The following is a 23,163-nucleotide window of genomic DNA, read 5'->3' as shown; positions in this document are numbered from 1 at the left end:
ACATCACTCACAGGATTGTTAACAAAGTATGTTGGAACTTGTCCCGCAAGCCTATACCCGCGCTGATGAAGCCTTCGATTGTCTGCAAACGGCGATTGTGAAAGGCGACCTGACTCCGGGCGAAAAAATTGGTGAAGTTGAGCTCTGCTCCCGCTTTCATTTAACCCGCGGGCCGCTGCGTGAAGCCTTGGGTCGCCTTGAATCCCGTGGCTTGCTGGTACGCCGCCCCCACGCCGGGGTGAAAGTCGTCTCCGTAAGCGCAGACGAATTACTAGAGCTCTATCGCATACGCGAACTTATGGAAGGCCTGGCCGCGCGGCAGGCCGCGGAACGCATGACAGACGCCGAAATTGCCGCCTTGCGCGCCACCCTCGATACCCACGAAACCATGATCAAACAAGCCCAGGGCCAGGCTTACTACCAGGCCGAGGGCGACTACGATTTTCATCACCGCATCGCTACTGGCAGTCGCAACACCAAGTTGACTCAAATGCTGCTGGGCGACCTGTACTACATGGTGCGCATGTACCGCTACCGTTTAAGCACCTCGGCCGGGCGCCCGCACATGGCGTTGGGCGAGCATCGCAACATTGTCGATGCCATTGCCAACCGAGATGGCGAACTGGCGGAATTTCTGATGAAACGCCATATTCACGCAGCACGAAAAAACATTGAACAAAAAATCCGCGACGGCGAACTGACTATCTAAGTAATCAGTAAACCACCGTTATCTTTATTCAAAGGAGGCAACACCATGTCCAGCAAACTTTCCCCGGGCGCCCGTTTTCGTAAAGCCCTGAACGACAACAAGCCCCTACAGATTGTTGGCACCATCAACGCCTACGCGGCCATGATGGCCGCGCGGGTAGGGCACCAGGCTATTTACCTGTCTGGCGGCGGCGTTGCAAACGCCTCCTACGGCCTGCCAGACCTGGGCATGACCAGCCTGAATGACGTAGTAGAAGACGTGCGCCGCATCACCGCCGCCACGGATATTCCGCTGCTGGTAGACATAGACACCGGCTGGGGCGGCGCATTCAACATTGGCCGTACCATTCAGCAAATGGAAAAAGCCGGTGCGGCTGCTGTTCACCTTGAAGACCAAGTCGCCCAGAAGCGTTGCGGTCATCGCCCGAACAAAGAAATTGTTTCCAAAGAAGAAATGGTAGACCGCATCAAAGCGGCCGTTGACGCCCGCGCCGACAAAGACTTCTTCATCATGGCCCGTACCGATTCGTTCCAGAAAGAAGGCCTGGACGCCGCTATTGATCGCGCCAAAGCTTATATAGAAGCCGGCGCCGACGGCATCTTCGCTGAAGCCGTGAACGAGCTGGAACACTACAAAGCCTTCTCTGCAGCCCTGGGCGATGTGCCGCTACTGGCCAACATCACCGAATTTGGCGCTACGCCCCTGTACAACCGTAAAGAGCTGGGTGATGCCGGTGCCAGCATGGTGCTTTACCCGCTGAGCGCCTTCCGCGCCATGAACAAAGCCGCCGTAACGGTTTACCAGAACATTCTGGAGAAGGGCGACCAGAAAGACGTAATCGACCTCATGCAAACCCGCATGGAACTATACGACTACCTGAACTACCACGATTTCGAACAGAAGCTTGACCAGCTTTTCCAGCAGTCCAAAGGCTGATATGGGAACGTTATAGGGGACAGACCTAAGGTCTGTCCCCGGCACTAAACAACTAAGCAGGGGACGGATTTAGAATCCGTCCCCGACCTAAATAGGGGGCAGACCTAAGGTCTGCCCCCGGTCTAACAATAGGGGACAGATTTCAAATCTGTCCCCGGTTTTGAGGGAGAAAACACCCATGGCTGAAGCAAAAAAATTAAGTGGCGCAGGTCTGCGTGGACAAGTCGCCGGTCAAACCGCTCTGTGCACCGTTGGCTTAACCGGAACCGGCCTGACCTATTGCGGCTACGACATTAGCGACCTGGCAGACAACGCCCAGTTCGAAGAAGTGGCCTACCTGCTACTGCAAGGCAAACTGCCTAACCAGCAGGAACTGGACGCCTACAAAACCAAGCTAAAAAGCCTGCGTAGCCTGCCAGAGGCACTGAAAACCGTGCTGGAAAATATCCCTAAAGACGCCCACCCGATGGACGTGATGCGTACCGGTTGCTCCATGCTGGGCAACCTGGAAACCGAGCAAAACTTCAGCGAGCAAGACGACAAAATTGACCGCCTGCTGGCAGTGTTCCCGAGTATCATCAACTACTGGTACAGCTTTGCCCACAAAGGCGTGCGCATCGACACCATAGGCACCTGCGATTCCATCGGCGGCCACTTCCTAGAACTGCTGCACGGCAAAAAGCCGAGCGAGCTGCACGAACGGGTGATGAACGTTTCCCTGATTCTGTACGCCGAGCACGAATTCAACGCGTCTACCTTCGCTGCCCGCGTATGTGCCTCTACCTTGTCTGACATCCACAGCTGCGTAACCGGCGCTATCGGCACCCTGCGTGGCCCGCTGCACGGCGGTGCCAACGAAGCAGCAATGGAACTGATCCAAAAATTCAAGACCCCGGAAGAAGCCGAAGAAGGGCTGATGGGCATGCTGCAGCGCAAAGAAAAAATCATGGGCTTCGGCCACGCGGTTTACAGCGATTCCGACCCGCGCAACATCATCATCAAAAAGTGGTCTGAAAAACTGTCGAAAGAAGAGAACGATACCGTGCTTTACCCGGTGTCCGTACGCTGTGAAGAAGTCATGTGGCGCGAGAAGAAACTGTTCTGCAACGCCGACTTCTTCCACGCCTCTACTTACCACTTCATGGGCATCCCCACCGAACTGTTTACCCCAATCTTCGTGATGTCACGGGTATCCGGCTGGACTGCGCACGTTAAAGAACAACGCGCCAACAACCGCATCATCCGTCCAAGCGCCGAATACACCGGCCCGGATCACGCCGAATGGCTACCGATCGAAAAGCGCTAATGAGAGAGCCCAAAATATGAACACCCATTACCGCAAAAACCTACCAGGCACCAGCCTGGACTATTTCGACACCCGCCAGGCAATCGAAGACATACAGCCTGGCGCCTACGCCAAACTGCCGTACACGTCCCGCGTTTTAGCCGAGCAACTGATTCGCCGCGGCGAACCCGACATGCTCACCGAATCGCTAAAGCAGTTTATCGAACGCAAGCAAGACCTGGATTTCCCCTGGTACCCGGCCCGCGTGGTCACCCACGACATTCTGGGCACCACCGCTCTGGTCGACTTGGCAGGCCTGCGCGATGCCATCGCTAAAAAAGGCGGTGAGCCGTCAAAAGTGAACCCGGTCGTACCCACACAGCTGATTGTGGACCATTCCCTGGCGGTAGAAGCCGCGGGTTTTGACCCAGACGCGTTCGAAAAAAACCGCAGCATTGAAGATCGCCGTAACGACGACCGTTTCCATTTTATCGAGTGGACCAAAACGGCCTTCAAAAACGTCGACGTGATCCCCGCCGGCAACGGCATCATGCACCAGATCAACCTGGAGAAAATGTCTCCGGTGATTCAGTCCCGTGACGGCGTCGCCTTCCCGGACACCTGCGTCGGCACCGACAGCCACACCCCGCACATCGACTGCCTGGGCGTTATCGCCATTGGCGTTGGTGGCCTGGAAGCAGAAACCGTCATGCTCGGCCGCCCGTCCATGATGCGCCTGCCAGACATCATTGGTGTGAAGCTCACGGGCAAACGCCAGCCGGGCATTACCGCGACCGACATAGTACTCGCCATTACCGAGTTCCTGCGTAAAGAGCGCGTTGTATCCGCCTACCTGGAATTCTTTGGCGAAGGCGCAGAAAGCCTGACCATCGGCGACCGTGCCACCATTTCCAACATGACCCCGGAATTCGGTGCGTCTGCCGGCATGTTCTACATCGACCAGCAGACCATCGACTACCTGAAGCTGACCGGTCGTGAGCCCCAGCAGATTGCCCTGGTAGAAACCTACGCCAAACACACCGGCCTTTGGGCAGATTCGCTGAAAGACGCGTTCTACGAGCGAGTACTGGAATTTGATCTGTCCACCGTTGTGCGCAACGTGGCTGGCCCGTCTAACCCCCATCGCCGTGTAGCCACCAGCGATCTGCACGCTCAAGGCATTGCCGGCAATCTGGAAAGTGCGCTGGCGGAAGAAGCCGAAGGCAAAATGCCAGACGGCGCGGTGATCATCGCCGCCATTACCTCCTGCACCAACACCTCGAACCCCCGCAACGTGGTTGCCGCAGGCCTGATTGCGAAAAAAGCCAACGAGCTGGGCCTGGTGCGCAAGCCCTGGGTGAAATCGTCTTTTGCACCGGGCTCCAAAGTCGCCCGCCTGTACCTGGAAGAAGCCGGCCTGCTGAAAGAAATGGAAAAGCTGGGCTTTGGTATCGTGGGCTACGCCTGCACCACCTGTAACGGCATGTCTGGCGCTCTGGACCCGGTCATCCAGCAGGAAATCATTGAGCGCGATTTGTACGCCACGGCGGTACTGTCGGGCAACCGTAACTTCGACGGCCGAATTCACCCCTACGCCAAACAGGCGTTCCTGGCATCGCCGCCCTTAGTCGTAGCCTACGCCATCGCCGGTACCGTGCGTTTTGACATCGAAAAAGACGTACTCGCCAAAGACAAAGACGGCAACCCGATTACCCTGAAAGACATCTGGCCAAGCGATGAAGAAATCGACGCCATCGTAAAATCCAGCGTCAAGCCCGAGCAGTTCAAACAGGTGTACATCCCGATGTTTGACTTGGGCGCGTTCGAAGAAGCCGAAAGCCCGCTGTACGACTGGCGTCCGGCCAGCACCTACATTCGTCGCCCGCCCTACTGGGAAGGTGCGCTGGCGGCCGAGCGCACCATGAAGGGCATGCGCCCGCTGGCGATTCTGCCGGATAACATCACCACCGATCACCTGTCGCCGTCCAACGCCATCATGATGGACAGCGCTGCCGGCGAATACCTGCACAAAATGGGCCTGCCAGAGGAAGATTTTAACTCCTACGCTACCCATCGCGGCGACCACCTGACCGCCCAGCGTGCCACCTTTGCCAACCCGAAACTGATGAACGAAATGGTTCGGGACGACAAGGGCGAGATTATTCAGGGCTCTATGGCCCGTGTGGAGCCGGAAGGCAAAAACCTGCGCATGTGGGAAGCCATTGAAACCTACATGGAACGCAAGCAGCCGCTGATTATCGTGGCCGGCGCCGACTATGGCCAGGGTTCCTCCCGTGACTGGGCCGCCAAAGGCGTGCGATTAGCTGGCGTAGAAGCCATCGCCGCCGAAGGCTTTGAGCGCATTCACCGTACCAACCTGGTCGGAATGGGCGTATTGCCACTGGAATTCAAATCGGGCACCACCCGCCTGACTCTGAAGCTAGACGGCACCGAAACCTACGACGTAGAAGGCGATATAAGCCCGCGTTCCACCATGACTCTGGTGATTCACCGTACCAACGGCGAAACCCTGAACGTGCCTGTTACCTGCCGCCTGGATACTGCAGACGAAGTGTCTGTGTACGAAGCTGGCGGTGTGTTGCAGCGCTTCGCTCAGGATTTCCTTGAGGCAGAAGGGGCGGTCGCATGAGCGGTCTTAGGGACGGCCTTATGAAAGCACCACAAGTAAAAATCCCCGCCACTTATATGCGTGGCGGCACCAGCAAAGGCGTGTTCTTCCGCTTGGACGACCTGCCCGAGCGCGCACAAACCCCGGGCCCGGCCCGGGACAACCTGTTGCTGCGGGTAATCGGCAGCCCCGATCCCTATGGCAAACAGACCGACGGCATGGGCGGCGCAACCTCCAGCACCAGTAAAACCGTCATTTTGTGCAAAAGCACCCAGCCAGACCACGATGTGGATTATCTGTTTGGCCAGGTCAGCATAGACAAACCCTTTGTGGACTGGAGCGGCAACTGCGGCAACCTCACCGCAGCAGTCGGCGCCTTTGCCATTAGCAGTGGCTATGTGGAAAAAGATCGCTTACCCGAAAATGGTACAGGAAGTGGAACAGTCACCGTCCGCATCTGGCAGGCCAACATACGCAAAACCATCATCGCCAAAGTACCGGTCACCAACGGCGAAGTGCAGGAAACCGGTGATTTCGAACTGGATGGGGTCACCTTCCCAGCGGCCGAAGTACAAGTAGAATTCATGGACCCGGCCGACGGCGAAGGTGCCATGTTCCCAACAGGCAACTTGGTGGACGACTTGGAAGTGCCAGGCGTCGGAACCTTGAAAGCCACCATGATCAACGCCGGTATTCCCACGGTGTTCATCAATGCCGATGCAGTCGGCTACAACGGCACCGAACTTCAGGATGCCATTAACGGCAACCCCGAAGCGCTGGCCATGTTCGAAACCATTCGCGCTTACGGTGCGGTAAAAATGGGGCTGATTCAGAACATCGAAGAAGCCGCCGCGCGCCAGCACACGCCAAAAGTGGCGTTTGTTGCGACGCCTGCGGACTACAGCGCCTCCAGCGGCAAAGCCATTACCACCGATGATATAGATCTGCTCGTTAGAGCCTTGTCTATGGGCAAGCTGCACCACGCCATGATGGGTACTGCGGCCGTTGCCATCGCGACGGCAGTGGCCATTCCAGGCACCCTGGTAAACCTGGCGGCCGGCGGCGGTGACCGTACCTCAGTCACCTTTGGCCATCCGTCGGGCACCTTGCAAGTGGGCGCAGAAGCCAAAGAAGTAAACGGCCAGTGGACAGCCACCAAGGCGATCATGAGCCGCAACGCGCGAGTGCTGATGGAAGGGTGGGTAAGAATTCCCGAAGATTCGTTCTAACGCTTTATTACAGAACACCGAAAATACCCCCGAATTAAGAACCGATTGCCTTTAAAGCATGGGGAGCTTAACCGGGGGTATTTTTTTGCCTGTAAGTTTTACGGGGTTTGGTTCAACCTTGCTTTTATTGTGTCAGATTATTTTACGCACATCGAAGCTTACTGATCATTTTGAAGTCTCTTAAACATCGAATAGCTAGAAAGTGACATTCAAAAATTGCTACTTTCATGATTAAAGAGCATTAAATGTTCCGCTTAAAAATACATGGTTATTTATGCGATGTATTTAACAGATTAAAACGTCGAAAAGTCTTACACATACCGCCCAATGTCGATGCTTTTTTAATCTTAGGTCTATGAAAGATAATAGTTTTAAATTCGTGGCATGGGCAATGCTAAGTATTATACAACGCTGAGTTGATGACGTGCAGTCTAGCTGACAGCGTCCACAATCATGGAGAGATAGATAATGAAAAACACCTTTAGAAAAACGCTTTTAGCATCTCTTGTTGTGCCTTTTGCATTGGGTGCACAGTCTGTTAGCGCAGGGACGTTGGTTTCCGATTGGGGTTATAATGTCACCAACACGTTCGTCAGTGCCTTTGTCACTGGCGGCGCCGCCCTTCCAGCAACGACAACCGCAAGTGGAAGCTCCCTGTCATGGGGCGTTCCTTCTCCTACTAACGGCAACGGCAACCAGTCCTCTATCACGATCACTAATGCGAGTGCAGGAAGCGGTCTCGTAACTAACAGCACGACGCCCAACGGGGGCTATGTCAACGGCGGAGTGTTCACTCATAACAACAATGTGATCACTGATAACTCGCCTGCACTGACAAAATTCACGCTGTTATCGTCTTTGATGCTGACTCCGTTTGCTCCTGCTAGCGGCCCCACGGCGACTTTGCCAACGGTTGCTTTCGGTAGCTTTTTCCAAGAAACACCTAACCAGGCCTCAAATTGTTCCGGCGATACCGTCGCTTGCGATGATATTTTCACGATTGGTGATCCCAGCCTTTTGGGAGACGACCTCGAGTTGCTGTCGTCCTTCGCCTATGACGGTTTTAACTACACCGTATTTCTTAAGCTGATGGACCTGAGTTTCCTGACCGACGCGCAGTGCTCACTAGCGGCCGGTGAGCCTGCCTCGGGTTGTGTGGGATTTTTGACTACAGAGGGCCTTACTAATGCCTTCGAGAGCGAATTCCGTATCACGGCTACAGAGATCCCTGTACCCGAGCCCGGCACCTTGGCACTGCTGGGCATGGGCCTCGCCGGGCTTGGTATGTCACGCAGGAAAAAAGCAGCAAAGGCATAATATCTGAACAGCTATAATGTTTAGATAACAGTGCTAATAAAAGAAGCCCCCGCTGTGAAGCGGGGGCTTTTTTTATTGAGCTTTTTTCTATGCGGCAAGTAACGGGGAAATTAATAATCGCTCAGGCGTAATGTCACGCAACATCTTTCTCGGCTGCCATACAGTCGGTAGTCGATTGCGCTGGTATGTGTCGCCCATTGTCAGTCACCAGCGACCACACATCGGGGCGGCGCCTCTTTGCGCCTTCAATCATTGACGCAGCTTCGGTGAAAGCAGGTCGACGGCGCCCGTGATACTCTAAAATGGGGCCCACGTGGTCAAATTCCACACCAAATCGCTTTAACATACGCAGCAGTGCTGGCTCCATGGCCGCCGTCCAATGGGTTATGCCATGGTTAACCGACATCTGTAGAATTGCGGCGAAAAGCCCCAGGCTGATGTAGGGCAACGCACGTTTACCATTCTCCCAATCGCGGTAGCTGGCGAAATCACTGATGCCAGAAGCTGAGTTTTCCTCGTTGAAGCGCCGCCGAAACTCTCGGCTGACCGCCATCCGCGAGATTTCTGCAACCTGCTCGCGGCGTGCGCTCGCAAACGCATCCCGTGCATGCTGGTCCATCTGATGTACACAGGAACCCTCCATCGGGAAATAAGCCTGTTCCGGCGAATCTCCCGACATAACAATCCGAACGGCCGCTACGCTGTCGCCGCTTGCTCGGTGCCGAACCAATGCGTGCGCAGATCGTGGGTCGTATGCATCGTGTTCGCGTTTATCGGCAAAGCAATTGGGGTCCTCAAAAGGTCGGTCAATGCAATAAACCTGATACCGAAGTTCGAAGATTTCGTTAATCTCCTCGGGAGACGTTGCCAACTCGACACTGAACACCGAATTGAAAATGGCACCGACGTCTTCGACAGATTGCTGGTTTTTTGTTTTTCGTATTTCATGATGAAGATTAAAGGTTGTATACATTTTTGGGTCCTGATGCTTTCCCGTAAAGGAAGCTGTTGTGACAATAGTCGCCAGAAGAAAAAACGCCGTTTTAACGTATTAAGACGGCGCATTACGGGTGTATCGAGGTTAAAACCCACCAGACCTCGGAACGCCTGGTACTGGCACATATCGCCCGGGTGCGAGGGTGAAATTGGGATATAGTGAACCATTCGGCCGTTGCAGATTCGTTAGGCATAATAGTCACAGGCGTTTCCATGGTTTTTCGATGATGATCATAAATGCGTCGATAAATTTTAATGTTGAGTTGTTCATCTATAACGCGACGATTATAGTCGACACAAGGTTGGCGAAACCACGCTATAACATTACAGCTCTAAAAATTTTTTTTTGAATAACAGAGCTGCGAACAGGTAGTTGGGCGCGATCGAAGGAGATATGTAATGACGTTTACATTAAGAAAAAATAATGGAAACTAAGGTCTAGGTATTTCAACGACACAAAACGATTAATTTAAATCAAATGATTGTAGATGGAAGTATTGTAGACAAAAGTATTGAATGTTAAATAAATACATGACAATTTTAGCGGTATGTATCAGTGCGCGCGTTATTTTAAAGCCAATCAAATACTCAGGAGAACCACCATGTCTGCCACATTCGATCTCAATGAACGCCCGGATTACGACGACATCTTGCAAACCATCGCCGACTACGTCCTCAACTACCAAATTAAAAGTGACGAGGCGTGGACAACCGCCCGCCACTGCTTAATGGACACCCTTGGCTGCGGCCTGCTAGCCCTAAGATTCCCGGAATGCACCAAACACTTGGGCCCGTTGGTAGAAGGCACCATTGTACCCAACGGCGCGCGGGTGCCAGGCACATCATTCCGTATGGACCCGGTCAAAGCCGCGTGGGATATTGGCTGCATTATTCGCTGGCTGGATTACAACGACACCTGGCTGGCAGCAGAATGGGGCCACCCGTCGGATAACCTGGGCGGCATACTCGCAGTAGCGGACCACCTGTCACAAAAGCGCGTGGCCGAAGGCAAATTCCCCATCGCCATGAAAGCCGTGCTGGAAGCCATGATCATGGCCCACGAAATCCAGGGCGTGCTGGCACTCGAAAACTCGTTCAATAGGGTAGGGCTAGACCACGTTCTGCTGGTAAAAGTCGCGTCTACCGCCGTCGTAGCCCGCCTGATGGGCGCCAACCGCGACCAGTTGCTGTCAGCGTTGTCACACGCCTGGGTAGACGGCCAATCCCTGCGCACCTACCGCCACGCCCCCAACGCCGGTTCCCGTAAATCCTGGGCCGCTGGCGACGCAACCTCCAGAGCCGTTCGCTTGGCCGATATCGCCATGCGCGGCGAAATGGGCATACCTGGCGCGCTTACAGCTCCCCAGTGGGGCTTTAACGACGTGCTGTTCAGCAAAACCAACAAAGACCAAAAAATCAAACCTGCGGACAAGTGTCAGCTTTCTTTACCACAGGCATTTGGTTCCTACGTGATGGAAAACATTTTGTTCAAAGTGTCTTTCCCTGCAGAATTCCACGCCCAAACCGCCGCGGAAGCTTCAGTTACACTTCACCCACAAGTTAAAGACCGCCTGCAAGATATTGATAAAATAGTACTGACCACCCACGAATCCGCCGTTCGTATTATTTCAAAAGTAGGCAGCCTGGCCAACGCCGCAGACCGCGACCACTGTCTGCAATATATGACAGCCGTGCCGCTGATATTTGGCGACCTCATAGCCGAGCACTACGAAGACAGCTTTCACAGCGCCCATCCAATGATTGATGAGCTGCGAAGCAAAATGGAAGTGGTCGAAAACGAGGACTACTCAATGGATTATCTGGACCCAAACAAGCGCTCCATTGCGAACGCAGTGCAGATTTTCTTCAAAGACGGTTCAAGCACAGAAAATGTGGTCGTCGAGTATCCAATAGGCCACCGCCGCCGTCGCGAAGCCGCGATTCCGCTGCTTAAACAGAAGTTCCAGCAGAACCTCGCAACCCGCTTCCCCGCAGGCCAATGCCAGCGAATCTCCCAGGCGTTACAAAGCCAAGCGGAGCTGGAATGCATGACTGTTCATGAATTCACCTCGCTGTTTGTGATTTGAGCAAAATGTGACGACCTCTAATCAGCAACCGTAGAAAGCAAAAAACCCGGCACAGGGCCGGGGTTTTTAAAGGCTCGCCAGTCAGGGAACGACCGGTGAAACTTACCTTTTATGCTATCAACTTACGCGGCGGTCTTACGACGGCGCGCAGCAGTCAAACCAAACAGACCAAGGCCAAGAAGCGCCAGAGTGCCAGGCTCTGGAACCGCGGCGGTCACTTTCACATCATCCAGGAAATTACCAACGGTGCCAGTCAACGGAGTCACAGAGGCGAACGTGATTGTCGTAGTTGCTTGCTGGGCTACGAATGAATTGGAGAATATGCTCCAGCCATCAGTCGTGTGGTCGGTTAGCAGCCAGGCAATACTTCCGACAAAGAAGGAAAACGCTTCGTCGTTGTTATTGCGGGCCTGATAAGCAAAGTTAATGTCGTAGGATTGGCCTGCGACGGTGTTGATATCCTGGTAAATACTGAAAGCAGTGCCTGTGCCAGGGTCGGCGTTTAGCTCGGCAAATTGGTTGCCTTCTTTCGCGGTTACGCCGTTATAGTTGTTCCAAATTTCGAATCCGTTGTTATCGGCGTTCCATCCATCGATAGCAGTGAACGATTTCCAGCTGTTCACAGCTACGGAGTCGTTTTCGAAGCTGCCATTCTGAATCAGGTTTACAGCGACAGGGGCTGCAATGGCAGGGGCTGCAATGGCAAGAGAAACACCCAAGGCGCTTATAGCTGCGATACGGTTGAATATAGACATAAGGTTTTCCTTAACTGAATTGTTTTCTAAGATACTTTAAGGAAAGCAAGTTTGGTGCCAGAAATATTTCCGACTTTTATTTCAGTGAGTTGAAAGTTTAAGTCCGCGGCTGTGCAGAGGCATATGTAAAAAATACCGACACTAAAAATCCATAACGTCGAGTTTCGTTCACGTTGTATTACACGCAAGTTGTGGCGAATTGTGTCCAGTAACTCGACAGCCGCAAGCAGCTATTTCTTCCAGAAGGGCGTGAGTGGCTTCACATTGTCAGCGGAACCAACGGATTCTTTTTGTGAGGAGGTCCCTTCCGGTGACATCTTCGCCAAACGCCCATCAATACTCTCCAGGGCGCTGGCAATACGATGGAGGGTTTTGGCCATATCACCAAAGCCTACCGGTGCTTGTGACATGCCTAGAGTCGGCACGGCGTCTGCTTTATGGCTCGCAGCCTCCGGTGCTTTCGCCTTTTGCTCGTCGTCTTCGCCCAGCAAGTCCTTGCGGATATTTTTCAAATCGTGGGGGTCTATAAACGGCCGGTCTTCAGCGTAGGCGCACATCATCATGCCATCGCACAGCTTGTTAATCAGTCGCGGAATGCCACGGCTCAGCTCGTGAATTTCCTGAACGGTGTCTTTATCAAACAGCTTGTTGCCACCGTGGCCAGACACTAGCAGGCGGTAATCAATGTACTCGGCGGTTTCCTTTGGCGTCAGCCCTTCCAGATGGAAAAACAGCTTCACCCGTTGCGACAGCTGGGGAATAGAGGTTACTGCCTTTTTAAGCTCAGGCTGCCCCAGCAAAATTACCCGCATGGATGGACCGCCCATGCTCTCCATACCGGCCAGCATGCGCACGTCTTCCAGGTTTTCCCGGGTCAGGTTTTGGGCTTCGTCGATGGTCAGCACCACCGGAGTGCCTTCGGCAGCCATCTTCTCCAGATATTCCGTAATCTGGAACAGCATGCCAACCTTGCTGTCATCTTCGGCCTTCAATCCCGCCTTGCGTAGAATCAGGCTGAACAGGTCTTTCGATTCCAGGTTGGTGTAGGCCACGTTCAACAGCTTCAAATCCCCATCCATATTGCGGATGGTTTTCTTCAGCAGGGTGGTTTTACCAGAGCCAATTTCGCCGCTGATCACTACAAAACCTTCTGAACTCCAAATGGCCGACGACATGTACACATAAGCCCGCGAATGCTGCTGGCTCATATAAATAAAGTCGTCTTCCGGCGTAATCCGGAAAGGGTGTCTGTGTAGGCCGAAAAATTCTAGATACATGAGTAATCCCTGTCAGTTTCAGGCCAGTCCGACCATCTGTTGCGTGGTCAGTCGCGTGTCCGACTGAGAGCTCTCGGGCCTATACGCATCGTAGCTTTGCGACACTGTACCAAAGCGGAAGTCTTGCATCAGCCTTTCCAAGCGGTGTTCGCACTTATCCAGATTGGTGTAATGGCGGAAGCGGGAAAACCAGCTGGCGTTGTTGTAGCGCGGTTGGTCTGGGTCTATCTCCCAGGGGTGCAAGTAAAACATTTGCGGCCGGCTGCCACCGCCAGAGGCGTTATTGAACAGATAGCGGAAAACAGGGTAGGGGAACTGGCGGAAATAGCCCCCGCCCGCAGCGGGTATAGATAGCCCGCCGATTTTAGCTGTGGTCAGCGGGAATTCCCGCAACAAATGGCCTTTTTCGGTTTCAATGGTGTAGGGCGCACGGGGCGAACCCGGAATGCCGTAATTGTCATGGCGCACCGGGAAAATACTCGAATCCCAAGTAAATCCGCATTCCGCCAAAATATCCAGCGCCCAGAGCGATTTGTGGGTAATCGAGTAGCTGGCAGCGCGGTAACCGCTCACCTCAGCCCCAATAATGTCTTCCAACAAAGCTTTTGATCGCACAGTTTCCTCGCGGAACACGTCCGGAGTCTGGCTGTAAATCAGCTGGTGGCTATAACCATGGGACGCCACTTCGTGACCCCCAGCGGCAATTTTGCGCACTAACTGCGGATACTTCTCGGCCACCCATCCCAGCACAAAAAAGGTGGCCTTCACGTCATTACGTTCGAACAATGCCAACAGGCGCTCGGTGTTTTGCTCTACACGGCTGGGCAGGCTACCCCACTGGTCAGGGCGAATCACCTTTGCCAAAGCGGCCACGTGAAAGTAGTCTTCCACATCAATACTCATGGCGTGTAGCGTTCTCGTACCGTTCTCTCTGTCGCGTAAAGTGTCGCCTGATGCGGCAGCAGGTGCGCTGGATTCACTATTTTGCCTATTTGACATGGGCGCAGGCATCCTTATTGAAAATATTTTGCAATTCTCACCTACTGCAGGTTCAAAAACAATCGCCGTACCCGTAATATCTTTGCCTCAGTTATAAAGCATTAAATGCTCGTCATAGAAAAATACAAACGGCTTAAAATCGGCCAGATCGCGGTGTCGATTTTTGGGTTACACAGTTGGCAGACGGCAAGGAAGTTTGGTGTGTCCTATATTCGTTTTCGAAAACAGTTTCTACACGTTCCGTACTTGCTGCTGGGCGTATTGGAATTCTGCCTGCTGTATTTTGTGTACCTGGTGCTCGCGTACGGCGTTCATCCGGCCATTTCTTTACCGCCTGAATTGGCGTCTGGCACCTTGGCCGCAATGGTTTTCTCGCTTATGCTCAGCGCGGGTACTCTGTCTATGGGCGGCTATTCGTCCCTTGCCAATGAAAACGTCACGTCCCTGTTTTTCCGAACTCTGGTGGCCTACTGCTTCGTAGGCGGGCTGGGGCTCACCATTATCTATCTATTTGTGCCAGCGCTAGACCCGGGCAGCTCCGCGCTGTTTTACGCCGTCGCTCTTTCCTCATTAATCGTCATTCTGTGCCGGCTGGTTTTTTTAAGGGTAGTGGATTCAGAGCAATTGGTACGCCGGGTAGTGGTGTTCGGCGCAGGCCCGTTCGCCGCTAACCTAATGCAAGAGTACGATCAGAACATGCGCGCCATGGGCGTTCGCATTATCGGCTGCATCGCAGACAACCTTGACCAAGCCGCAGTAAAAAAAGACCATTTATTACCCACTCCTGTGGATTTTTACGAGTTTTGCCGCCACAAAAAAGTGTCTGAAATTGTGATCGCGCCGCAAGAACGGCGCCAGGCCGAGGGCGGATGGTTGCCAATAACCGGGTTGGTGGAGTGCAAACTGCGAGGCATAAGCGTGACCCACGGCGTAGATTTTTATGAGCGCGAACTTAAAAAAGCCAAGCTTGATATGGTGCACCCCTCGTGGATCCTGTTTTCAGACGGATTCAGCGCATCTCGCAGCCGCGATCTTACAAAGCGCCTGCTAGACTTAGCGCTCAGTCTTTCGTTGCTGACCATCATGTCGCCTTTTATTATACTAACCGCTATTGCAGTATTCCTAGAGACTGGCCGCCCGGTGCTTTATAGTCAGCAAAGAATCGGCCTGCTGGGCAAAGAATTTCGAATCTATAAATTCCGCAGCATGCGCCATGATGCGGAAAAAGACGGCAAGGCTCGCTGGGCCTCGGCGAATGACAATCGCATCACACGAGTTGGCGGGTTCATACGCAACACCCGGTTGGATGAGCTGCCGCAGATTTATAACGTGATCAAAGGCGAAATGAGTTTTGTCGGGCCACGCCCGGAACGGCCGGAATTTGTCTCTGAATTAAAAGAGAAAATTCCACTTTACGACACAAGACATTACGTAAAACCTGGCTTAATGGGCTGGGCCCAACTTAAATACCCTTACGGCGCCTCGGTAGAAGACGCCAAAGGCAAACTGGAATACGACCTTTACTACTCGAAAAATCACAGCCTGCTGATGGACATACTCATCATGATTCAAACAGTGGAAGTGGTGCTTCTAGGCAAAGGCGTGCGATAGCAGCAACGATAAAAAACAGGGATCTGGGGAAAATTATGGGCAGGTTTAAAGCGATTGCAGCAGTATGTACGGCATTGTTCACAGTAGTGTTGGCGGGTTGCTCCGGCTTGCCGTCTTCAGCACAAATGCCTCCGTCTTCCGAAACGGAAACCGAAGCCTATGAAATCGGCGTTGGCGACACAATAGCAGTACACGTGTGGCGTAACCCGGAACTGAACCAGACCATCGTAGTGCGCCCGGACGGATTTATCTCCATGCCCCTGATGGGCGACGTGAAAGCAGAAGGCAAGCGCCCCGAAGAACTGGCCAGTGAAGTAGACACTGCTTTGAGTGAGTTCATTCGCACTCCCGAAGTGACGGTAATGGTCACATCTCCGGCCAGTAAAGAATTCCGCAACCGCCTTCGCATAACCGGCCAGGTAGCGGCTCCGCAGTCTGTCGCCTTCCAGCCAGGCATGACCGTGCTGGACCTGGTACTCATCGCCGGTGGCGTCACTGACTTTGCTGCAGACGGCCGCGCAGTTTTGCACCGCCAGGTTGACGGCGAATATAAAAGCTACGGCCTGGATCTGAGTGCCATTTTGACCGAAGGCGACATGCAGACCAACCACACACTGCAGCCAGGTGACGTTATCAGCGTGCCCCGCAAACAGTTGTTCCGAGGCGAGCTCTGATGGATCTACAGTTCATCATCGACACCCTGCGCGCGGTAAAGCTTGAGCTTTACCGCTACAGGTTGGCGGCGGCGGTTATCTTTATGTTGGTAACGGCCGGAGTTTTGACAATGGGGTACGTTACACCCAAAAGTTACACCTCCCAGGCGGTGCTGTACGCCGATCAGTCCAACATTTTGCAGCCCTTGCTGCGCGGCCAGGCCGAGATCACACAACTCGACCGAATCAACGAAGCCCGCGAAATGATTCAGAGCCGGTCTTTTCTGGAGCAAATCGCTCTGGACACCGGAATGATCAACGGCGGCGAAGCCGATGCAACGCGTAACGGCATAATCAGTGCACTGCGTGACCAGATTCGGCTGCGGGTATCTAACAGTAGCTTTTTGCAAATGAACTATACCAGCGACGATCCAGACACGTCTTTTAAAGTGCTGAGCGCAGCGCTAAGCCGTTTTGTTGAACGTTCCGTGCGCAAAAGACGCTCTGAAAGCCAGGGCGCGTTCGAATTTATCGACTCTCAGGTGAAAACCTACCAGCGCCAGTTGGAGGAAGCCGAAGAGCGCCTGAAAGAATTCAAAAGCGCCAATCAGGATGGCAGCGAAAATAGCGCCATGGCGCGTATAGAAGGTCTACGACGGGAAATTGAAAACCTGAAACTGGAAATTCAACAAACCGACGCCGAAGTGCGCTTAACCCGCGAACAGCTGTCCCAGGAACAGCCGGTACGCCGCATCACCGTCGACCCCGGAAAATCCGCTGCCGAGCGCCGCCTGTTATCGATGCGAATGGAACTGGATTCGCTAATGCTGCGTTACCACGAGCGCCACCCGGACGTGGTCAGTACCAAAGCACAGATAACGGATTTGCAGCGCCAGGTGTCCGGCCAGAGCGATTCTTCCCGTGAAAACGCGGTCACCGAAGTCATGGAAAACCCGGTCTACGAGAAGCTGAAAATACAGCTCTCTGATAGCACCACTCAGCTGGCCGTGCAAACCAATCGCCTGGCTTCCCTTGAGCGACTCCTCGAAGAGGCCTTTGAACGCTCCCAGCGCGTTGCGGAAAATCAGGCTCAGTTTTCTGAACTGACCCGTGATTACGACGTAACCCGTGGCGTTTACGAAGACATGCTACAGAGCCGGGAACGCGCAAGGCTGTCGATGACCCTGGATGTGCAGGGCGAGGGCGCCAGCTACAAAATTCAGGAGCCAGCCTCTTATCCCACCCGTTGGGATGGCCTTCAGCTTTACCAGGTTGGGTTAGCCGGGCCGTTTTTGGGTAGCACCATGGTGCTCGGCCTGCTGGTGATGTTGGTAATGTTTGACCAGCGCCTGCGCTCGCCGCGAGCCCTGCAGCTGTCATTGCCCGCAGGCCTTCCGGTGCTGACCAGCATTCCCCACTACCGCAGCACTTGGAAAGATCGCCTGTTACGCAAGGATGTCATGGCATTACTGGTTATTCTGGGTGTGTTCATGGCGGTATACCTGGGCGTATTGCTATTCAGCGTAATGGGAATCACCCCGGAACAGTTGATCAATAAAGCCCGCGAGTTAACCGGGTTCGGGGGCAGTTAATGGACGACAACAAGCTCTACAATGCGTTGCTGAAAAATCAGAAAGAACGCCAAGGCCCGTCTCATTCAGAAGGCGAGGCGCGCTCTGAAGACAACTTTCGCAAGGAGCGGCCCTTCGCCGGAGTAGAAGCACCGCGGCGCCAGTTGGGCGCGGTTCAAGGTGCAGACTCAGAGAGCCCGCCCTCCGTCTACGACGCTGCCGTGTCGCTGGAGCTGATCGGCAACCCTAATCCCTGGAGCCGGGAGCAATTGCGGGAAAAGAAAATCATCTATCCCGGCATGCCAGACAAAGAAGTAATGGACGCCTACCGCGAACTGCGCATACAGCTGCGCAGCCGCCACGGCGAGGGCAACTTCGCTGTTATGTTCAGCTCGTTGGGGCATGACAATAGTTCCGTCGCCACCGCCTACAACCTGGCGGCCGCCTTTGCGTTGGACTCTCACACGTCTGCACTGCTGGTAGATTGCGATCCTTACAATCACAGCCTGCAGAACCTGGTGTCAGCAACCCTGGGTGCTGGTGTGACGGATTTCGTCGCTGACCGTTCTTTGGACATAAAAGACATCCTGTACGCCAGTGGCGTAGCCCGTTTAAGCGTCATTCCGGCGGGCAACCAGGCGTCATCGGCGGTAGAGCTGTTTTCAGCCGTGCGCATGCGCGAGCTGATCAGCGAATTAAAAAATCGTTATCCGGACCGCTGTATTGTTATCAACGCCCCGGCGTTCCGCGACAACACCGAAGCGCGCATACTCGAGCGTTTTGCCGACCAAGTGGTCATGGGTGTGCCCTTTGGCGAAGTAACAGGCGACGAAATCGCAGAAGCGGTTAGTCTGTTGGAAACGGACAAATTTGCCGGGTTGGTTTTTCAGGAGTAAGACATGGAACGCAGAGTAGGGAAACAATTTGGCCGCGCATCGGCTGCATTAATAGCAGTATGTGGTTTACCACTGCCTTTAGCGGCACAAGTATCCGATGGTAGCGCCGTAAAAGCCATTTCTGGCTCTGCTTCTGTGTTCACAGCGGCCACCCATACCCGCACCGACCGTGGAAATACCACCGATACCCGCACAGAGCCCAGCGTCGGTGTATCAGGAAGCCTGGGGGGGGCGCTCGCCAGCGGCGCAAACTCGCTGCAGCTGCGATACAGAGGTACCCTCGAAACCCGCCGCGATACGGGAGATGGCGACCAGACTAACCGTAGCTCCATTTTGGGAGCGGCCAGGTATGCCTACTTCGATCCGGCGCAGCCACTGGACTTTAATTTGGGCCACAGCGTTACCTCGGTGCGCAACAACACCGGTTTTGTGGTCAATCCTTCCAGCTATGACACCCGCAATACCTTAAGTGCTGGGGCGGGCTTACGCTTTAATGCGGGCAGCCTCTCTACGTTGCGGCTTTTTAGTCAGGCCGGGCAGAGCTTTGGCGGCGGTAGCCTGAACGATGAAAATTCCATCACCACCGGCGCCGAACTAACCCGAAGGCTAAGCGAGCGCTCCAGTGCCAGCCTTAACGCCAACCGCAGCTGGTCTGATGGGAACAGCGTTAATCAAACAATCGACAGTGCACAGCTGGTATACCAGCGCCAACTGGAAAACGGTTCGTTCAGCATCGGTGGCGGTAAAAGTTGGGCAACCAGCGAGTATTCGGATAATAGCGAAAACAACAGTGACGCACTGACTGGGTTCGCAGACCGCAGCTGGGTGGCTGACCAATACCGCACCTCGGTTCAGTACAACCGAAGGCTGTCCGACAGCGCTACTGACCTGTCGTTGAATTTACCGCCTGAATTTGATTTTTTACCGGAAACCGTTCAACTGCGCGACCTGGTGGTCAGCGACTCTCTATCGGCATCCCACAGCACCGATCTATTGTGCGACGCCTGTACACTCAACCTGGCCGCCGAAGCTGCCTTGCTGAAATCCCAGCTCAGCGGCGACCAAACCCATGAATACCGATCCAGCATCAGCCTGGGTGTGCAGTTAACGGATTTGCAGCGCATCAGCTTTGGCTATAGCTGGCTGGGCGATGCGCAAGACGAAGCCGGTACCATTGTTGACCAAATACACCGGTTTGATACCCGTTGGTCGCGGCAACTGGCAGAAAACACGCAGTTTGCGGTGGCGTTTAGTCAGTCGTACCTGCGTAATGATTTGGGCAGGGATGATCGCGATCAATACGTCATCCGTTTAGAGTTAACCCACGGTTTTGCGTTAACCAGCCGCTAGGCGGCAGATTTTATGACACAGGGATTCAGGGACGCACCTATGTTTTCACAACGCCAAGCCATCAACCTGCCATACGAATTGCCACCACAATTAATTGTAGTGATCGACACCGAAGAAGAATTTGACTGGAGCGCCGAGCCAAACGCCCAGGCAAATCAGGTGTCGGCCATGGCGCATATCGACCGGGTACAGAGTATTTTTAACGAATACGGTATTTGTCCGTGTTACGTCATTGACTACCCGATAGCCAGCCAGCCCCACGGTTACGGCCTGTTAAAACAGTTTGCCGAACAAGGCCAGTGCGAAATCGGCGCCCATTTGCACCCCTGGGTCAATCCGCCGCAAACCGAAGTGGTCAACCGCGCCAACAGTTATCCGGGCAATCTGCCGGCCGATCTGGAACGTCAAAAGCTCAAGATTCTTCAGCAAACCATCGCTGACAACTTTGGCACCACACCCACCACCTACAAAGCCGGGCGTTACGGCTTTGGGCCAAACACCACCGGCATACTTCAGGAACTGGGTTTCAACATTGATTTGTCCGTTTGCCCGCCCTTGGATTCCCGGGCAGACGGCGGCCCGGATTACCGGCGTTTTGATGCCCGCCCGTTCTGGTTTGGCGGCGACAACGGCGAGCGTATCCTGGAAATTCCCTGCAGCGGCGGATTCATAGGCTGGGCCAACGCCCTCGCCATTCCGCTCTACGAATCTGCGCTGGCGCTGAAAAAGTTCAGAGCCCCCGGCATTCTCTCGCGCCTGGGCGCGGTTGACCGGTTAATGCTATCGCCAGAGGGCTTCGCCCCGGCAGAACACATAAAACTTACTCGCTCCCTGTTCAAACAGGGTGTGCGCACCTTCACCTGGAGCTTTCACAGCCCCAGCGTGGTGCCCGGGCACACTTCTTACGTTCAGAGCGAGCCGCAGCTGCGCCTGTTTTTGGACAGTTTTCGACAGTATTTTGATTTTTTCTTTAATGAATTAGGCGGCCAGGCGTCATCGCCTACCCGCATTCGAACGCTTATGGAGAGAATGGCATGAAGGTGCTTGGCATATCACCCCTGGACAAAGACTCAACGGTATCCATCGTTGAAGACGGCAACATCCTGTTTGCCGCCGGCGAAGAACGGTTTACCCGGGTTAAACAGCAATCCGGATTTCCACGCCTGGCCCTGGAAAAAGCCCTTTCCTACACCGGCCTGTCCATGTCGGATTTTGACCAGGTTTGCTACCCGTTTCTGACCGCAGAAAACGAGCAGAAACTGTTTTCCAAAAACCTGGAAGACGAAAAAGAATTCATAAAGTCTTTCGAACCTAAAGACCTGGGCCCGCAAATTAAAGAAGCTCTTGGTCGCGTGCCAGACCGCAGTGAAGCGATTCACGGGCTTACGCACCCCAACGCCATGATGGAAAAGAGCTTTCTATACAACTCTTATTACTCCATGACCGGTGCCACCAAAATGGCATCCAACACCATGGCCTTAAAAGCCTCGCGGCAGTGGGGCGAGAACGCTCAGGAGTCCTTCCAGCACTTGCAGAAAGAACTGACCGATGGCCTGGCGTCAGTAGGCTGGAGCGGCCCCATCAAACGCATGGACCACCACCTGTCCCACGCCGCCAACAGCTTCCTGTGCAGCGGTTTTGACCGTGCCCTGTGCGTTACCCTGGATGGTTACGGCACCGGACTGGCAGGTTCCATCAGCGAAGGCCGCGATGGCAAAATCCATCGTTTGCACGGCCTGCCGTTCCCGAACTCCCTGGGCACCCTGTACGAACACGTTACCTCCAGCCTGGGCTTTAAACCCAGCCGCCACGAAGGCAAAATTGTCGGTTTGGCCTCCTACGGTGATCCGTCCATCTTGGGCGACATTCTGCTGTCACGCATACAGCAGACGCCGGGCGACTTCCGCATTTACGAAGCCAACAATGTGTTTTTCTCCCGTTACCTGGCGTCCAAGTTTCCAAAAATCGACGTGGCCGCGGCTTATCAGTACGTTTTGGAAAAAGTGGCCACCGATTACATCCGCCACTGGGTTCAGAAAACCGGTATCGACACGATTGTGCTGTCCGGTGGCGTTACCGCCAACGTGAAGCTGAACCAGCGCATTTTTGAAATTGAAGGCGTGAACCACATCTTCGTATACCCCAACATGGGCGACGGCGGCTGCGGCACCGGCGCTGCGCTCTACCACAGCTGGCAGGGTGGGGCGAAGCCGTCGATAGAAAACAGTTACATGGGGCCGGATTACTCCGAATCTGAAATGGAAACAGCACTCAAAGCCGAAGGCCTGTCGTATCAGCGCCCGGAACATCTGGCGAAAGAAGTAGCCGAGCTGATTCACAACGGCAACGTAGTGGCCCGTTTTGATGGCCGCATGGAATACGGCCCCCGCGCCTTAGGCAATCGCACCATCATGTATCACGCCCGCGAGCCGGAAGTGAACCAGTGGCTGAACAAACGCCTGGGCCGCACAGAATTCATGCCGTTCGCCCCGGTTACCCTGTACGAGGCCCGCGAGAAGTGCTATCACAACATCAAAGGCGCCGAACACGCCGCCGAGTTCATGACCATCACCTTTGACTGCACCGAGTTCATGAAAGAAAACTGCCCGGCCGCCGTACACGTCGACAACACCGCCAGGCCCCAGCTGATACAGCGCCACGTGAACCCGGGCTACTACGACATTCTGAAAGAATATGAAAAAATCAGTGGCATCCCCAGCCTGATCAACACCAGCTTTAATATGCACGAAGAGCCCATCGTAAGCTCTCCGGAAGACGGCGTTCGTGCATTCCTGCAGGGAGCACTGGATTATTTGGCCATAGGGCCATTCCTGGTGAAACACCCGAATCCGCAGCACTAAAC

The 23,163-nt window shown here is 54.1% G+C and carries 18 protein-coding genes; 14 read left to right on the top strand and 4 right to left on the bottom strand.

Annotated features, from left to right (window positions below; all coding sequences use genetic code 11):
* The first annotated feature begins 28 nt into the window (after window positions 1-28).
* The 6 genes from MIH19_RS12025 to MIH19_RS12000 all read left to right on the top strand — a co-directional run bounded on the left by MIH19_RS12025 (window position 29) and on the right by MIH19_RS12000 (window position 8,105).
* Complete coding sequence (locus MIH19_RS12025; RefSeq protein WP_249005112.1) at window positions 29-709, top strand: GntR family transcriptional regulator; 681 nt, start codon at window positions 29-31, stop codon at window positions 707-709.
* A gap of 45 nt (window positions 710-754) precedes the next feature.
* A complete protein-coding gene (gene prpB / locus MIH19_RS12020) occupies window positions 755-1,645 on the top strand; it encodes a methylisocitrate lyase (RefSeq protein WP_249005111.1) in 891 nt (296 codons plus the stop codon).
* 178 nt (window positions 1,646-1,823) lie between these two features.
* Entirely contained in the window at window positions 1,824-2,951 is a 1,128-nt protein-coding gene (prpC, locus tag MIH19_RS12015) for a 2-methylcitrate synthase (RefSeq protein ID WP_249005110.1), read from the top strand.
* Window positions 2,952-2,967: 16 nt separating this feature from the next.
* A complete protein-coding gene (gene acnD, locus MIH19_RS12010) occupies window positions 2,968-5,580 on the top strand; it encodes a Fe/S-dependent 2-methylisocitrate dehydratase AcnD (protein WP_249005109.1) in 2,613 nt (870 codons plus the stop codon).
* Complete coding sequence (gene prpF / locus MIH19_RS12005; protein ID WP_249005108.1) at window positions 5,577-6,788, top strand: 2-methylaconitate cis-trans isomerase PrpF; 1,212 nt, start codon at window positions 5,577-5,579, stop codon at window positions 6,786-6,788. The genes acnD and prpF overlap by 4 nt, the downstream gene beginning before the upstream one ends.
* 468 nt (window positions 6,789-7,256) lie before the next feature.
* On the top strand, window positions 7,257-8,105 hold the full coding sequence (locus MIH19_RS12000; RefSeq protein WP_249005107.1) for a THxN family PEP-CTERM protein: 849 nt from the start codon (window positions 7,257-7,259) through the stop codon (window positions 8,103-8,105).
* A gap of 133 nt (window positions 8,106-8,238) precedes the next feature.
* On the opposite strand, the gene MIH19_RS11995 is transcribed toward MIH19_RS12000, so the two are convergent.
* Complete coding sequence (locus MIH19_RS11995) at window positions 8,239-9,078, bottom strand: PEP-CTERM/exosortase system-associated acyltransferase (RefSeq protein ID WP_249005106.1); 840 nt, start codon at window positions 9,076-9,078, stop codon at window positions 8,239-8,241.
* Between the two features lie 625 nt (window positions 9,079-9,703).
* Here MIH19_RS11995 and prpD point away from each other — a divergent pair.
* Window positions 9,704-11,188 (top strand): 2-methylcitrate dehydratase, encoded by a 1,485-nt coding sequence (gene prpD / locus MIH19_RS11990; RefSeq protein WP_249005105.1) that lies wholly within the window; start codon window positions 9,704-9,706, stop codon window positions 11,186-11,188.
* A gap of 122 nt (window positions 11,189-11,310) precedes the next feature.
* Here prpD and MIH19_RS11985 read toward each other — a convergent pair whose 3' ends face one another.
* From MIH19_RS11985 to MIH19_RS11975, 3 genes are all read right to left on the bottom strand, one after another.
* Window positions 11,311-11,943 (bottom strand): PEP-CTERM sorting domain-containing protein, encoded by a 633-nt coding sequence (locus tag MIH19_RS11985; RefSeq protein WP_249005104.1) that lies wholly within the window; start codon window positions 11,941-11,943, stop codon window positions 11,311-11,313.
* A 230-nt stretch (window positions 11,944-12,173) separates the two neighbouring features.
* The gene (locus MIH19_RS11980; RefSeq protein WP_249005103.1) at window positions 12,174-13,220 is read right to left on the bottom strand and encodes an AAA family ATPase; all 1,047 of its coding nucleotides are present in this window, start codon (window positions 13,218-13,220) and stop codon (window positions 12,174-12,176) included.
* Window positions 13,221-13,238: 18 nt separating this feature from the next.
* A complete protein-coding gene (locus MIH19_RS11975) occupies window positions 13,239-14,219 on the bottom strand; it encodes an XrtA system polysaccharide deacetylase (protein ID WP_249005102.1) in 981 nt (326 codons plus the stop codon).
* 201 nt (window positions 14,220-14,420) lie between these two features.
* Between MIH19_RS11975 and MIH19_RS11970 the strand changes: the two genes are divergently transcribed.
* From MIH19_RS11970 to MIH19_RS11940, 7 genes are read left to right on the top strand one after another with little or no spacing between them, the layout of a single operon-like run.
* Window positions 14,421-15,830, top strand: coding sequence for a TIGR03013 family XrtA/PEP-CTERM system glycosyltransferase (locus MIH19_RS11970; RefSeq protein ID WP_249005101.1), 1,410 nt, complete (start codon window positions 14,421-14,423; stop codon window positions 15,828-15,830).
* A 35-nt stretch (window positions 15,831-15,865) separates the two neighbouring features.
* A complete protein-coding gene (locus tag MIH19_RS11965) occupies window positions 15,866-16,504 on the top strand; it encodes an XrtA/PEP-CTERM system exopolysaccharide export protein (protein WP_249005100.1) in 639 nt (212 codons plus the stop codon).
* Complete coding sequence (locus MIH19_RS11960; RefSeq protein ID WP_249005099.1) at window positions 16,504-18,075, top strand: XrtA system polysaccharide chain length determinant; 1,572 nt, start codon at window positions 16,504-16,506, stop codon at window positions 18,073-18,075. Before MIH19_RS11965 ends, MIH19_RS11960 begins: the two co-directional genes overlap by 1 nt.
* Window positions 18,075-18,950, top strand: coding sequence for a polysaccharide biosynthesis protein (locus MIH19_RS11955; protein WP_249005098.1), 876 nt, complete (start codon window positions 18,075-18,077; stop codon window positions 18,948-18,950). Before MIH19_RS11960 ends, MIH19_RS11955 begins: the two co-directional genes overlap by 1 nt.
* Before the next feature lie 3 nt (window positions 18,951-18,953).
* On the top strand, window positions 18,954-20,300 hold the full coding sequence (locus MIH19_RS11950) for a hypothetical protein (RefSeq protein ID WP_249005097.1): 1,347 nt from the start codon (window positions 18,954-18,956) through the stop codon (window positions 20,298-20,300).
* A gap of 39 nt (window positions 20,301-20,339) precedes the next feature.
* On the top strand, window positions 20,340-21,338 hold the full coding sequence (locus MIH19_RS11945; RefSeq protein WP_249005096.1) for a polysaccharide deacetylase family protein: 999 nt from the start codon (window positions 20,340-20,342) through the stop codon (window positions 21,336-21,338).
* Window positions 21,335-23,161, top strand: a complete 1,827-nt coding sequence (locus MIH19_RS11940; protein ID WP_249005095.1) for a carbamoyltransferase C-terminal domain-containing protein — start codon at window positions 21,335-21,337, stop codon at window positions 23,159-23,161. The genes MIH19_RS11945 and MIH19_RS11940 overlap by 4 nt, the downstream gene beginning before the upstream one ends.
* Window positions 23,162-23,163 lie beyond the last annotated feature (2 nt).

The sequence above is a fragment of the Marinobacter sp. M1C genome, from assembly GCF_023314135.1.
GTDB lineage: Bacteria > Pseudomonadota > Gammaproteobacteria > Pseudomonadales > Oleiphilaceae > Marinobacter.
Note: the sequence above shows the minus strand (reverse complement) of the source record. Positions and strands in the feature narration are given on the sequence as shown.

Bases quoted from the DNA above. Each gene is read 5' to 3' on its own strand.
- MIH19_RS12025 (WP_249005112.1), top strand. From the start codon at position 29: ATGTTGGAACTTGTCCCGCAAGCCTATACCCGCGCTGATGAAGCCTTC.
- prpB (WP_249005111.1), top strand. From the start codon at position 755: ATGTCCAGCAAACTTTCCCCGGGCGCCCGTTTTCGTAAAGCCCTGAAC.
- prpC (WP_249005110.1), top strand. From the start codon at position 1,824: ATGGCTGAAGCAAAAAAATTAAGTGGCGCAGGTCTGCGTGGACAAGTC.
- acnD (WP_249005109.1), top strand. From the start codon at position 2,968: ATGAACACCCATTACCGCAAAAACCTACCAGGCACCAGCCTGGACTAT.
- prpF (WP_249005108.1), top strand. From the start codon at position 5,577: ATGAGCGGTCTTAGGGACGGCCTTATGAAAGCACCACAAGTAAAAATC.
- MIH19_RS12000 (WP_249005107.1), top strand. From the start codon at position 7,257: ATGAAAAACACCTTTAGAAAAACGCTTTTAGCATCTCTTGTTGTGCCT.
- MIH19_RS11995 (WP_249005106.1), bottom strand. From the start codon at position 9,078: ATGTATACAACCTTTAATCTTCATCATGAAATACGAAAAACAAAAAAC.
- prpD (WP_249005105.1), top strand. From the start codon at position 9,704: ATGTCTGCCACATTCGATCTCAATGAACGCCCGGATTACGACGACATC.
- MIH19_RS11985 (WP_249005104.1), bottom strand. From the start codon at position 11,943: ATGTCTATATTCAACCGTATCGCAGCTATAAGCGCCTTGGGTGTTTCT.
- MIH19_RS11980 (WP_249005103.1), bottom strand. From the start codon at position 13,220: ATGTATCTAGAATTTTTCGGCCTACACAGACACCCTTTCCGGATTACG.
- MIH19_RS11975 (WP_249005102.1), bottom strand. From the start codon at position 14,219: ATGTCAAATAGGCAAAATAGTGAATCCAGCGCACCTGCTGCCGCATCA.
- MIH19_RS11965 (WP_249005100.1), top strand. From the start codon at position 15,866: ATGGGCAGGTTTAAAGCGATTGCAGCAGTATGTACGGCATTGTTCACA.
- MIH19_RS11960 (WP_249005099.1), top strand. From the start codon at position 16,504: ATGGATCTACAGTTCATCATCGACACCCTGCGCGCGGTAAAGCTTGAG.
- MIH19_RS11955 (WP_249005098.1), top strand. From the start codon at position 18,075: ATGGACGACAACAAGCTCTACAATGCGTTGCTGAAAAATCAGAAAGAA.
- MIH19_RS11950 (WP_249005097.1), top strand. From the start codon at position 18,954: ATGGAACGCAGAGTAGGGAAACAATTTGGCCGCGCATCGGCTGCATTA.
- MIH19_RS11945 (WP_249005096.1), top strand. From the start codon at position 20,340: ATGTTTTCACAACGCCAAGCCATCAACCTGCCATACGAATTGCCACCA.
- MIH19_RS11940 (WP_249005095.1), top strand. From the start codon at position 21,335: ATGAAGGTGCTTGGCATATCACCCCTGGACAAAGACTCAACGGTATCC.